10 protein-coding genes are annotated in these 12945 nt (G+C 69.7%); 4 read left to right on the forward strand and 6 right to left on the reverse strand.

The window, feature by feature from the left end; translation table 11 throughout:
• The first annotated feature begins 76 nt into the window (after positions 1-76).
• Complete coding sequence (locus tag BWR60_RS07415; RefSeq protein WP_088150370.1) at positions 77-295, forward strand: hypothetical protein; 219 nt, start codon at positions 77-79, stop codon at positions 293-295.
• Here BWR60_RS07415 and BWR60_RS07420 read toward each other — a convergent pair.
• From BWR60_RS07420 to BWR60_RS07440, 5 genes are all read right to left on the reverse strand, one after another.
• Complete coding sequence (locus tag BWR60_RS07420; protein WP_218823383.1) at positions 292-2874, reverse strand: polynucleotide kinase-phosphatase; 2583 nt, start codon at positions 2872-2874, stop codon at positions 292-294. The two genes, BWR60_RS07415 and BWR60_RS07420, sit on opposite strands and share 4 nt — an antisense overlap.
• The gene (locus BWR60_RS07425) at positions 2871-3449 is read right to left on the reverse strand and encodes a hypothetical protein (protein WP_088150371.1); all 579 of its coding nucleotides are present in this window, start codon (positions 3447-3449) and stop codon (positions 2871-2873) included. Before BWR60_RS07425 ends, BWR60_RS07420 begins: the two co-directional genes overlap by 4 nt.
• Positions 3446-4834: a 3' terminal RNA ribose 2'-O-methyltransferase Hen1 gene (locus tag BWR60_RS07430; protein ID WP_088150372.1), complete on the reverse strand. Its 1389-nt coding sequence runs from the start codon at positions 4832-4834 to the stop codon at positions 3446-3448. The genes BWR60_RS07425 and BWR60_RS07430 overlap by 4 nt, the downstream gene beginning before the upstream one ends.
• Before the next feature lie 43 nt (positions 4835-4877).
• The gene (locus BWR60_RS07435; protein WP_179221667.1) at positions 4878-5618 is read right to left on the reverse strand and encodes a trypsin-like serine peptidase; all 741 of its coding nucleotides are present in this window, start codon (positions 5616-5618) and stop codon (positions 4878-4880) included.
• Between the two features lie 165 nt (positions 5619-5783).
• Positions 5784-7811, reverse strand: a complete 2028-nt coding sequence (locus BWR60_RS07440; RefSeq protein ID WP_088150374.1) for a calcium-binding protein — start codon at positions 7809-7811, stop codon at positions 5784-5786.
• Positions 7812-8256: 445 nt separating this feature from the next.
• Here BWR60_RS07440 and BWR60_RS07445 point away from each other — a divergent pair, with 445 nt between their 5' ends.
• The gene (locus BWR60_RS07445; RefSeq protein ID WP_088150375.1) at positions 8257-8487 is read left to right on the forward strand and encodes a hypothetical protein; all 231 of its coding nucleotides are present in this window, start codon (positions 8257-8259) and stop codon (positions 8485-8487) included.
• Between the two features lie 9 nt (positions 8488-8496).
• On the opposite strand, the gene BWR60_RS07450 is transcribed toward BWR60_RS07445, so the two are convergent.
• The gene (locus BWR60_RS07450) at positions 8497-9291 is read right to left on the reverse strand and encodes an IclR family transcriptional regulator (RefSeq protein ID WP_088150376.1); all 795 of its coding nucleotides are present in this window, start codon (positions 9289-9291) and stop codon (positions 8497-8499) included.
• A gap of 224 nt (positions 9292-9515) precedes the next feature.
• On the opposite strand from BWR60_RS07450, the gene BWR60_RS07455 reads away from it, so the two are divergent.
• Positions 9516-11051: an ABC transporter substrate-binding protein gene (locus tag BWR60_RS07455; protein WP_088150377.1), complete on the forward strand. Its 1536-nt coding sequence runs from the start codon at positions 9516-9518 to the stop codon at positions 11049-11051.
• Positions 11052-11216: 165 nt separating this feature from the next.
• Positions 11217-12749, forward strand: coding sequence for an ABC transporter substrate-binding protein (locus tag BWR60_RS07460; RefSeq protein WP_088150378.1), 1533 nt, complete (start codon positions 11217-11219; stop codon positions 12747-12749).
• Positions 12750-12945 lie beyond the last annotated feature (196 nt).

The following is a 12945-nucleotide window of genomic DNA, read 5'->3' on the forward strand; positions in this document are numbered from 1 at the left end:
TGTTGCCATCCAGGACCAACATGCCGAAGGAAGCCCTCGGGGTGGTGTGCACCCAGGGAGCGGAAGCAACACGGACGTGTTCACGACCCTCATCCTCGTCTGCGCCACGGCAATGCCGCAACATGACTGCACCCGCGACACCGCGGTCGACGTGGTCGCCGGCCCGGTGGCGCCGTCACCGCTCGGCTGCGGCTTCGCCGGTCCGGCGATGCTGGCCAGCACCGCTCTCGGGCCGGGGCTGGGCAAGGGGCGCTACCTCAAGGTCGTCTGCGACCAGCGGCACGAGACGGGCTAGAGGCGCGGATCGATCGGCTCGCTCTCTAGCGCCAGCACGCCGAACACGCATTCATGGACACGGCGCAGCGGCTCGCGGGCCACGAAGCGCCGCAGCGCCTCATGGCCGAGGGCGAATTCGCGCAGCGCCAGGTTGCGCTTGCCGCCCAGTTTGCGCTCGCGCAGCCGCGCCAGATTCTCCGGCAGGTCGTATTCCGGACCGTAGATGATGCGCAGATACTCCTTTCCGCGCACCTTCACCGCCGGTTGGATCAGGCCCTTCGGGCCGCGGGCGACGAAATTGAGCGGCTTCACCACCATGCCTTCGCCGCCGGCCGCGGTCATCGCCTCCCACCAGGCGACCGCGTCGGCGCAGGCGGAGTCATCCACCAGCCCGACCCGCCGCCAGCGTGTCGATGCGACAGCCGGGCCACCGGCCTGGGCCAGCCGGTCGGCCACGTCCATGTGCCAGGGATGGTCCCGGTCAAAGCAGACGCGGCCTTCTGCGGCCAGCAGATGGAACGGGGCGATGCGCAGGTCGCCGACGCCGGAGACTGGCCAGACATACGGTGCCCAGGCCCGGCCATAGGCTTCGGCCCGCTCGCGCCGCGCGGCCGTATGCTGCCGCAGATCCTCCAGCGGCAGGCCGCGCCAGACCGCCCGGGCCAGCGCCTCGCCAGCCGCGGTCAGCCCGGCCAGGCTGGCGGCTGCGACCGGCGCGTACTGGCTGTCGATCAGGGCGCCGGCCTTGGCCGACCAGGGCATGATCTCGGTGTCGAACAGCAGCCACCCGGTCTCCAGCTCGGCCCACAGCCCGGCCACGTCAGCCGCCGATCGCAGCCGTGCCAGCACCGCCTCGGTGGTCGCGGGGTCGGCGAAGAATGCGCGGCCGGTGCGGGTCCAGATCGCCCCGGTCTCGTCCCCGGTCACGCCGAACCGTGCCCGGGCGGCGGCGGCGTCACGGCACAGCGCGATCACGGCGCGCGAGCCCATGTGCTTCTCCTCGCACACGACCTCGGCCACGCCGCGCTCGCGGAAATGCTGGAACGCCTCCTCCGGCCGCTCCAGCCACTCTTCCCGCGCGCTGGTCTCCACCGGCGACATGGTCGGCGGCAGGTAGGCGAGCCATTGCGGGGCCAGAGCGAAGCGGCTCATCACCTCCAGCGCCGCGGCGGCGTTCTCGGCGGCGATCTCGATCCGGCCGCGCAGCCCGGTCTCGACCCAGCGCCGCCCGACCACATCCTCCATGTCCAGCAGGTCGTCGGCCTCGGCCTGGGCGCTGCGCTCCTCGGTGCGGGGCACCAACGGCCGGGTCGGCTCGCTCCACACCCGTTCCGCCGACACCGAGACCAGCTCCTTCTCCGGCCAGCGCAGCGCCGTCAGCCTCCCGCCGAAGACGCAGCCGGTGTCGACGCAGAGGGTGTTGTTGACCCATTCCGGCTCGACCACCGTGGTGTGGCCGTAGACAATCGCCGTCGGCCCGCGATAGGCCGCCGCCCAGTCCAGCCGCACGGGCAGGCCGAACTCGTCGGTCTCGCCCGTGGTCTCGCCATACAGCGCGAATTCGCGCACCGCGGGCGAGGCGCGGCCGACCATTTCCGGCTTCAGCCCGGCATGGGCGACGGCGAGCTTGCCGCCATCCAGCCAGGCATGGCTCAGCAGTCCCTCCAGGAACGGCTTGACCGCGGCCTTGAAGGCCGGGCCCTCGGCCTCGATCTGGTCGATCGACTGCTGCAGCCCGTGCGCGATCTTGACGTCGCGCCCCTCCAGCCAGCGCGCCAGCTTGCGGTCGTGGTTGCCGTTGACGACATAGGCGGTGCCGGCCGCCGCCATGCTCATGGCGATGCGCAGCACGTCGGGCGTGCGCGGGCCGCGGTCGACCAGGTCGCCGACGAACACCGCCTTGCGGCCCGTCGGCGGCGTCACCGTGACCTGGCGCCCGCCCTCCGCCTCTCGCCAGTCGATGGCATAGCCAAGGCGGTGCAGCAGCTCCTCGAGTTCGTCGGCGCAGCCATGGACGTCGCCGATGATGTCGAAGGGGCCGGTGTCGCCGCGCTTGTCGGTCCACAGCGGCTGGCGCCCGACCGCTGCGGCGTCGATGCCCTCGGCCGTCCCCAGCCGCCACACCTGGCGGAAGCCCTCGCGTTGCAGGCCGCCCAGGCCGCGCCGGATCTCCGACACCATCCGCACCACCACCTGTGGGCCGAAGGGGCGGTCGGGCCGCGCCTTGTTGCGCTCGACGCAGAGATCGATGCCGGGGTCGAGGACGATGGCGACGGGCAGAGCGTGCCAGCGCCGCGCCAGCGCGATCCAGTCCTTGCGGTCGGCGGCGCGGACATTGGTGGCGTCGATCACCGTCAGGCGCCGGTTCTTCAGGCGCTTCTCGGCGATGGTGCGAACCAGGTCGAAGGCGTCGGCCGTCGCCGACTGGTCGGTCTCGTCATCCGACACCAGGCCGCGGCAGTGGTCCGACGAGATGATCTCGGTCGGCCGGAAATGCCGTGCCGCGAAGGTCGACTTGCCGGATCCGGACGCGCCGATCAGCACGACCAGGGCAAAGTCGGGAATGTCGATGCGGGACGGATCGGCGGCGCGACTCACGATGCGGCCCCCTCCAGGGCGGCGAAATAGCGGTCCAGAAAGGCGGCGTCGCCGACCCGGCCGGTCTCGTCCAGCCAGTAATCGGCGACGATCGACGGCGACAGGGAGTCGATCGCCAGCAGCGCCGCCCGCAGGGCGGCGAGCTGCGCCGGTTCGGGGCCGGAGGCCTCGAACCAGACGCGGGCGACGAGGTCGCCCTTGGGCTCGACCTTGACGAAGCAGGACCGCCCGAAGCCGAAGCAGACGGCGTCCTCCTCGTAGGAGCCGAGGGGATCGCGCCCCGCGTCCCTGGCCATCGCGCTGCCGATGGCGGCGTAGAATCGGCGGACGCGCGGCATCAGCGGCTCGAGCGCCGCGACCACCGCGGCGAGCTGAAGGCCGGCGGCGGCGAAGTCGGTCTTGGGCGGCTGGATCACATGCATGTCGGTCCAGCCCTGGCCGTCCGGCGCGCGATTCCGCTCGTCGGCCTCGGTGGCACGGGCCATGTCGTTCTGTGCCTCGTCCTCGGCCGCGGCCGGATAGAGGTTGCGCATGCCCCAGTCATCCTCGTGGATGTGGATCAGCCCGTCGGTCATGCGGTCCTCGTGAACACGGCCATCTGGCTCGGCGCGCCATGCTCGGCATCGGCGGGGCCGATGTCGTCCATCTCCACGGCATAGCCATGGGCATCGGCGACCGCGGCGGCCCAGGCGCGGAACTCGGCGCGGCTCCATTCGAAGCGATGGTCGGCGTGGCGGAAGGCGCCGGCGCTGAGCGTCGGGAACAGCACGTTGTAATCGGCATTCGGCGTGGTCACGACCACCAGCCGGGGCCGGGCCTCGCCGAACACCACCCGGGCCAGCGCCGGCAGCCGGTCGGGGTCGAGATGCTCGATCACCTCCACCAAGGCGGCCGCGTCGGCCTCGGCCCAGCGGCGGTCGCGGTAGGTCAGGGCGCCATGCAGCAGCGTGACCCGGCCCTCGGGCGGGCCGCCGGGCAAGCCCAACTTGAGCCGGCGCTGCGCTCGCTCCAGGTCGCGCGACGAGGCGTCGACGCCGATCAGCCGGTGGACCCAGCGCTCCCGTGCCAACAGGGACAGGAGCTTGCCCTCGCCGCAGCCGAGATCGGCGATGACCTTGGCACCGTTCGTTCGCAGCGTCGCGGCCACCGTCGCCAGCCTCTGGTCGTGCAGCCGGATCGGCGCCTCCAGCGCCTCCTCGCGGCTGGCGGCGCCCTCCGGGCCGGTCTCCGCGGACGCGTCTTCCTCCGGCACCAGCCGGGCCAGGGCCTGGCGGGCGAGGGTCCGTTGGTGGACCAGGTAGCGCCGGACGATCAGCTCCTGCGCCGGATGGCCGCCCAGCCAGCCCTCGCCGCGGGCCAGCAGCTTCGCCACCTCGTCCTCGCCGACCCAATAGTGCTTGTCGTCGTCCAGCACCGGGATCAGCACATAGAGGTGGTTCAGCAGCGCGCTCAGCCGCTCGGTGCCGGACAGGGTCAGGGTGACGTAGCGCGGGCTGGGCGCGCCGCCGGGGCCCGGGACGGGCTCGACTCGCACCGTCCAGCCCAGCGGCTCGAACAACTGGCGCACCAGCGCCTCGCCGCCGCGCACGGGCAGGGGGCTGACCCGCGCCTCCAGCGGCATCGGGGCGGCGGCCAACTCCGGCCGGTCCTTCGAGATGCCGGTCATCGCCGTCTTGACGCTGCGAATCAGCGCCACCGAAAGGAAGGAGGAGGCGGCGTAAGGGCGGTCGTTGACATACTGGTCGACCATGCCCTCGGCCGAGCCGCGGCCACGCACCAGCCCGACCGGATCGATCTGCAGCAATAGCACGGCCTCGCAACGCTCCGGCGTGGCTTCCGGGTAGAACAGGCAGACCTTGCCGAAGGACAGCTCGGTCTCGTGCACCCGGTCCGGATGCTTGTGCAGCAGGAAGCCGAGATCGGTCGCGGGGCTATGGGTCGTGGCAATCGAAAGATACATCAGGCCTCTGTAGCCGAACGCCCGGTCGCGGGGAAGGCCAGCCCTAGCGAAGCGCCGCGGCGAAGGCGGTGGCGGGGACCGCGAAGTTCAGGGTCAGCCGGTCGGTCGAGCCGGCGACGGCGATGCCCACCACCTGCCATTGCCCGTCCCGCAGCGCCAGCAGCGGGCTGCCGCTGGTGCCGCGCGTGCCGTTGCAGTCATGGATCAGCACCGGTCCCTTGGTGGTGCGGTCGGTGCCCAGCACCATGCAGGCGGTGTCGGCGGTGATGATCTGCGCCTTGTCCTGGCTGTAGCCGCCCAGCACCACCGCCGTGCCGGGGGGCGGCACCGACTGCGAGACCGACAGCGGCGGCGCCTGCGGCGGGGCGTCGTCGGCCAGCTCCAGGATCGCCCAATCCGCCGCATAGCCCTCCCGCGGCTTCTGCGGATCGTAGGTGTCGGCGTGGATCACGTCGGTCACCAGGCTGTGCTCGATGAACTCGCCGCGCTCATAGCCGAACAGCACATGCAGCGAGGAGGCGGAGAGAAAGCGCTGCGTCCGCGGGTTGAACAGGCAATGCGCCGCGGTCAGCACGCGGCGGGGGCCGATCAGCGCGCCGGTGCAGCGGCCGCCGATGCCGGTCTGCACCTTGGCCAGGCTGCGCCAGGGCGCGGCCGTGCCGTCCACCGCCACGCGCCGGTCGTCGGGGCCCAGCCCGGGCAGCAGCAGCGGCGCGGCCGCCGAGGCCGCGACGGCGGAGAGGGCGAGGAGCGCGCCCGCAAGCAGAGCTGATCTGAGCCGCATCCCTGGTCCGCCTCTCCCGGTCCGCGCCGGATTCACGGCCGGACTCGCGGAGCGAGTATCGCCGCCGCGTCGGCCCCGGCCAAGCCGCGCGTATCGCCGCGGCATGGTGCGGGCAAAGAAAGACCCCACCCCGCAGGCGCGGGGTGGGGTCGTCCGTTCAAGGCCTCAGAGCACGAAGTCGCTGGCGGTCAGCGCGTGATCCGAGAGGACGGCGATGGCGATGTCCGGGTTCTTGTCCCCGTTGGTGTCGCCATAGACCATCTGGTAGCCATTGGCCAAGGCCACCACCCGCAGTTCGCCCGCCACGCCGGTGAAGGCGCCGGTGCCGAAGGTGAAGGCGCCGCCCGAGCCGTTGGCGTCGATCGCGGACAGGTCGATGTGGTCGCCGGTCGAGAAGTCCTCGATCGTGTCGCGGCCGGACGAGGCCACCGTGCTGTCGCCGACGGCGGCGTAGACGAAGCTGTCGTTGCCGGCGCCACCCTTCAGCGTGTCGGCCCCGGTGCCACCGGTGAGGACGTCGTCGCCGCCATTGCCCCAGAGCCGGTTGTTGCCGGCATCGCCGGTCAGGCTGTCGATGAAATTCGAGCCGTAGAGCTGCTCGATATTGTCCAGCGTGTCGCCGGTGGCGTCACCGCCGGAGGCGGTGTCGGCCAGCAGATTGACGGTCACGCCGGCCGCGCTGTTGATGTAGTAGGCGGTGTCGGTGCCGAGCCCACCGTCGATATGATCGGCCCCATCGCCCCCGTTGAGGATGTCGTTGCCGTCATTGCCGTTGATGGTGTCGGTGCCGGCGCCGCCCGAGATGGTGTCGTCCCCGGCGCCGCCGTTCAGCGTGTCGGTCCCGGCGCCGCCGTCGATCGAATCGTTGTTGGCCCCGCCATTGGCGATGTCGTCGCCGTCGCCGCCGACGAGCCGGTCATTGCCGTCGCCGCCGTCGAGGTTGTCGTTGCCCGCCTCACCCGACAGCGAATCGTCGCCGGCATTGCCGACGAGCGTGTCGTTGCCGAGCTCGCCGCCGAGGATGTTGCGGCCGGCGTCGCCGGTCAGGTTGTCGTCGAAGCTGGACCCGTACAGGTTCTCGATGCTGGTCAGCACGTCGCCGGCGGCGTCGCCGCCGCTGTTGACGCCGGTCGCAAGGTTGACCGTGACCCCCGAGGCCGAGCCCTGGTAGTTGGCGAAGTCGGACCCCGCGCCGCCGTCGATATTGTCGGCGCCGCCGCCGCCACGGATCGTGTCGTCGCCGTCGAGGCCCAGGATCGTGTTGGCCCCGGCACTGCCGTACAGATGGTCGATGAAGGCGGTTCCGGTCAGGTTGCTGATGCCGTTCAGCGTGTCGCCCTCGGCGTCGCCGCCGCTGCCGGTGCCGGCCGTCAGGTCGACGGTGACGCCCGCGCCGGAGCCGGAATAATCGGCCGTGTCGACGCCGCCGCCCCCGGTGAGGGCGTCCGCCCCCGCGCCGCCGATGAGGGTGTCGTTGCCGGCCGACCCGGTGAGGGTGTCGTCTCCGGCCGTGCCGATCACACGTTCGACACCGGTCAGGGTGTCGCCCTGGGCGTCGCCGCCCGTGCCGGTGCCGGTGGTCAGGTTCACGGTCACGGGCGTGGCGGAACCGGAATAATCCGCCGTGTCGATGCCGGCGCCGCCCTGCAGAGAATCGGCACCGCCGCCGCCGACGAGGGTATCGTCCCCATCGCCGCCGAGGAGGATGTCGTTGCCGCCCTGGCCGTCGAGGGTGTCGTCGCCGGCCTGGCCATTCAGGGTGTTGGCCGCGGCGCTGCCGCTGAGGTTGTCGCCGCCGGTGTTGGAGCCGATCAGGTTGACGATGCCGACCAGGTAATCGCCCTGGGCGTCGCCGCCGAAGCCCTGCGAGGCGCCGGTGAGCTGGACGTTGATGCCGAGGATCGGCAGGGTCAGGTCGAGGATCACCGACAGGTCGATGGTCACGCCGTCGACGGATGTGGTGTAGTCCGCCGCATCGACGCCGGAAAGGGTGATGACGCCGGCGGCGTTCAGCAGGCCGCCGATGATCACGTCCGCCCCGGCGCCGCCGCGGATGACGTCGTCGCCGGACCAGCCGATGGCGATATCATCCCCGCCCAACGCGTCGATGAAGTCGTTTCCGATGGCTTGGACGGGACCGATGAGAAGGTTCGGCAGGATTTCGGCGCCATTGGAGCCGGTAAAAGTGGCCATGAATATCCTCGCCAATATGACAAGCGCCCGATATGAATAAGGGCTCCCTAGTTGGTCATTTCTTCCCAAAACGTTCAACAAAAATGCGATCGACGGATATGCTTGTCACAATTGGTCCTGCAATTCGTGATATGAGGAGAATTTGCATATAATGTTATTCGATTCGATATCTTGCCTCTGGTTATGTCGTACAAAAGCATTTGATAGAGATGGAACTTTGTCCCTACAGTAATCGGCGAGCGAGGCGGGCCGGTGCGGCCGCCGATTTGATGCGCTCATCTGGGGTGGACGGGCGCGCTTCTCGAAAGCGTCACATTAACTCTGCGGCGCGGTCTGCCGCAGGGGCGGCTTCTTCGGGAACGATGGGATCGCTGCATGCGTTTTTCCGTCACCGAATCGATCGGACGCGGCCCCAGGCCGTGTCCCGAACCAGGGAGAGATCGCCATGGATCGCGACTTCACACGCCAGATGGCGCGGGCCAAGCAGTCGGCAAAGGCGACCAGCCGGGCACAGCGGGCCTTCCGCCATGACGACCCGGCGGCCCCGACCGGCATCACTGGCGCGGCCTATATCGCCGAGAAGCGCCGCGCGCTGCGCATCGCGATGGCGGAGGCCGCGGCCTTCGACCAGATGGTGGACCCGGTGGTGCGTGAGCTGGCGCCGCGGCGCCGCTAGCTCAGGGCGTCAGGCCGTCCAGCCCAGCAACCGCTCGATCCGGCTCGCCGCCTCCTGCACCGCGACGCTGTAGGTGCGCTCGCGCTCGCGCGCCTTCTGCTCAGGCAGCACGACGCTGATCGTGGCCTCGCAATCGCCGCTTGGCGTGCAGATCGGCGCGGCGATGCAGGCGACGGCGAAGTCGGATTCGCTCAGCTGGATCGCCAGCTTCTCGGCCAGTGCGGTCTCGCCGATCCGGCACAGCAGCTCCGGGTCGGTCTCGGCCATGCCGGTGGGCGAGGGCTGGGCGGCGCGGCGCATCAACTCGACCCGCTCGGCCCAGGGCAGGTGGCCGATCAAGAGGCGGCCGGACGCGGTCCAGTTCAGCGGCACCCGGGTGCCGACCTTGGACGAGACGCGGAAATGCCCGGCCGGCTCGGCCATCGCCAGCACCACCATATGGCCCTCGTCGCGGCCGCAGACCTGCACGGTCTCGCCCAGCAGGCGGCTCAGCTCCCGCATCTCCTGCGACGCGGTCTCCAAGAGGTTCAGGCTGCGGCCATAGGCCAGGCCGTAATGGTAGAGGCGGGGGCCGAACCACAAGAGGCCGTCGCCGTCGCGCGACAGCAGGTCCTGGCGCAGCAGCGAATCGACCACGCCGTAGATCGTCGACATCGGCGCGCCCAGCGCCTTCGATACGTCATAGGCGGTGAGGGGGCGGCCCGCGGCCAGCAGGTGGTCGCAGATCTGCACCGCGCGCTCGATGCCGCTGACCCGGCTGCGCTCGCTCACCCTCTCGGCCTTGGCCGCCGCTGCTTCCGCCATGATCCCATCCCGCCTGGCCCGGCCGCTGCTCCGGCCGAGTGGTATAGTCCTTATCGTTGCGAAGCTAGGCTTTGTCCCGCATTGCGGTCAATCGCCGAGCATTTCCGCCGTTCGGGTCCGATCGATGGGTTGACGTCCCGCCGCCGATCGCACTAGCGTATTCCGCAATGGAAGATGTTGCTTCCTAATAACGGAATACTAGGGACTCAAGACAGGGGGTGTCAATGCTGCGAACAACGCTGCGAATTCTGGGTGTGGTCGCGCTCGCGATCCTGCCGCTCTCCTCGGGCGCGATGGCCGCGCCGGCCAAGGGCGGGACGATCACCGTGGCCACGATCGGCGAGCCGCCGACGCTGGACCCGATGGTCAGCACGGCCGACCTGGTCGGCATCATCACCCAGCACATCTTCGAGACGCTCTTCACCTTCGATGCCGATTGGAACGTCACGCCGCTGGTCGCCGACGCGATGCCGGAGATCAGCGCCGACGGCCGCGTCTACACCATCAAGATCCGCCAGGGCCTGACCTTCCACGACGGCTCGGCGCTGGACGCCGACGACGTCGTCGCCTCGCTGAAGCGCTGGACCGAGGTGGCGTCGCGCGGGAAGCTGGCCGCCGGCAATATCGAGGCGATCGAGAAGCTCGACGCCGCGACCATCAGGATCACGCTGAAGCAGCCCTTCGCGCCGCTGCTGGCGCTGCTGGCCTTCAACAACAGCGCCGCGGTGATCTTGCCGTCCGAGAAGATCGCGCCGGAGCTGAAGGACATCGTCGGCAGCGGCCCCTACATGCTGAAGGCGCGGGTGCCCGACCAGTACATCCAGCTGGTCCGCTTCGACGGCTACAAGCCGCGCGAGGGCGACCCGAACGGCTATGGCGGCGCCCGCAAGCAGTATCTCGACGAGATCCGCTTCACGCCGGTGTCGAACCCGAACACCCGGGTCGAGGGCGCGGTGGCCGGGCAGTACGACTACACCGACTCCCTGCCGGTCGAAGCCATCGACAAGATCAAGGCCGGGGCGTCGGAGCCGATCATCCTCAAGCCCTTCGGCTGGCCGGTCTTCGTCATGAACACCAAGGAAGGCCTGCTCAGCGACCTGAAGCTGCGCAAGGCGGTGCAGCTGGCGCTGAACGAGGAGGACATGCTGGCCGCCGCCTTCGGCAGCACCGATTTCTACGCCCTCGACGGCGCCATGTACCCAGAGGGCTATCCCTGGCGCTCCGAGGTCGGCACCGAAATCTACAACAAGGGCGATGCCGAAGGCGCGCAGAAGCTGCTCGAGGAAGCCGGCTATGACGGCCAGAAGCCGATCCGGATCCTGACCAGCCGGCAATACGAGTTCCACTACAAGATGGCGCTGGTGGCGGCGGAATACCTGAAGGCCGCCGGCTTCCAGGTCACCCTCGACGTCACCGACTGGGCGACGCTGACCCAGCGCCGCGCCGACCCGGCGCTGTGGGACATCTATATCAGCCACAGCCCGTTCCTGCCGGAGCCGGCGCTGATCGGCGCCCTGGCCAAGGGGTCGCCCGGCTGGTGGGACACGCCGGCCAAGGACAAGGCGGTCGGCGCCTTCAACCAAGCGCTGACGCAGGAGGAGCGGGTGAAGCTCTGGGCCGGCGTGCAGCAGGTGATGGCCGACGAGGTGCCGCTGATCAAGGTCGGCGACTTCAACGCCCTCTCGGCCAAGTCGAAGGCGCTGCAGGGCGTGACCCCGGCCCCCTGGCCGTATTTCTGGAACGCCTACGTGGAGAAGTGACGGACGCCTGATGCCCTCACCGTCATTGCGAGCGCAGCGAAGCAATCCAGGGCCGTTTGCCTTGGCCCCTGGATTGCTTCGTCGGCTTCGCCTCCTCGCAATGACGGTGCGGGTGGCTCCTTCGCACTTCTTCCCGACCGCCATTGCCGCCGCTGAACGCAAGCCATGAAGACCCAACCCATGCGCCGCCTGCTGCTCTCCCTCCTCGTGGCCGCCGCCCTGGTGCCGGGCGCGGCGATCGCCGACCCGGTGAAGGGCGGCACGATCGACGTCGCCACCATCGGCGAGCCGCCGACGCTCGACCCGATGGCGAACACCGGCGACCTGCTGGGCATGATCACCCAGCATGTCTACGAGACGCTGTTCACCTTCGACGCCGAATGGCGCCTCCAGCCGCTGCTGGCCGAGGCGATGCCGGCGATCTCCGATGACGGCCGCACCTACGACATCAAGATCCGTCCCGGCGTCACCTTCCATGACGGCGAGAAACTGACCGCCGCCGACGTCGTCGCCTCGCTGCAGCGCTGGATGAAGCTCGCCTCGCGCGGCAAGCAGGCGGCGCCGATGATCGAGAGCGTCGCGGCCACCGGCGACCTCGCGGTTCAGATCAAGCTGAAGCAAGCCTACGCGCCGCTGCTGTCGCTGCTGGCCTTCAACAACAGCGCCGCGGTGATCATGCCGAAGGCGCATATGGACGACCCGCTGACCGACGTGGTCGGCACCGGCCCCTACAAGCTGGCCGAGCGCAAGCCCGACCAGTACATCCTGCTGACCCGCTTCGACGCCTATGCCGCCCGGACGGAACAGCCCAGCCGCTATGCCGGCAAGCGCACCGCGTATCTCGACGAGATCCGCTTCATTCCGGTCCCGAACGCCAACACCCGGATCGAGGGCGCGGTCTCCGGCCAGTACGACTTCTCCGACCTGCTGCCGGTCGAATCCTACGACAAGCTGACCGGGAACACCGAGCCGGTGATCCTGAAGTCCTTCGGCTACCCAATCATGATGCTCAACACGAAGCAGGGGCCGCTGGCGAAGCTGGAGCTGCGCCAGGCGGTGCAGGCGGCGCTGAGCGAGAGCGACATGATGCTGGCCGCCTTCGGCAAGCCGGAGTTCTTCACGGTCGACGGCGCCATGTATCCGGAGGGCTTCCCCTGGCGCAGCGACGCCGGGGTCGACACCTACGACCTGGGCGATCCGGAGAAGGCGCAGGCGCTGATGGAGAAGGCCGGCTATGCCGGCGAGCCGATCCGGATCCTGACCAGCCAGCAATACGAGTTCCACTACAAGATGGCGCTGGTGGCGGCGGAGTACCTGAAGGCGGCGGGCTTCAAGGTCGACCTGCAGGTGTCGGACTGGGCGACGCTGACCCAGCGCCGCAACGACCCGGCGCTGTGGGACATCTTCTTCACCCACAGCCCGTTCCTGCCGGAGCCGGCCCTCAATCTCGGCATGTCCGAGAGCGGCCCGGGCTGGTGGTCGACCGAGCGCCGCCGCACCGCCTTTGACGCCTTCAACGCGGCGTCCGACCCGGCGCAGCGAGCCAAGCTCTATGGCGACGTCCAGGCCGCGATCATGGAAGAGGTGCCGTTCATCAAGGTCGGCGACTTCAACGCCCTCTCGGCCAAGTCGCCGAAGCTGAAGGGCTACGACCCGTCGCCCTGGCCGTCCTTCTGGAACACCTGGATGGAGAAGTGAGGGGAATGGTGCCGACACGCGCCACTGCCGGCCAGTTTTCTCGGGTCCCCCCTCCCCCTGCGGGAGGGGGACAGGGGGAGGGGGTTCGCGCCGCCGGAGCCGGCGCCTTCGTTCTCTTCGCTCGACAACCCCCTCCCCCTAGCCCCCTCCCGCGAGGGGAGGGGGGACTCGACGAATACGGTCCCGGAGCGCGCTG

This window comes from Inquilinus limosus (genome assembly GCF_002195995.1).
GTDB lineage: Bacteria > Pseudomonadota > Alphaproteobacteria > DSM-16000 > Inquilinaceae > Inquilinus > Inquilinus limosus_C.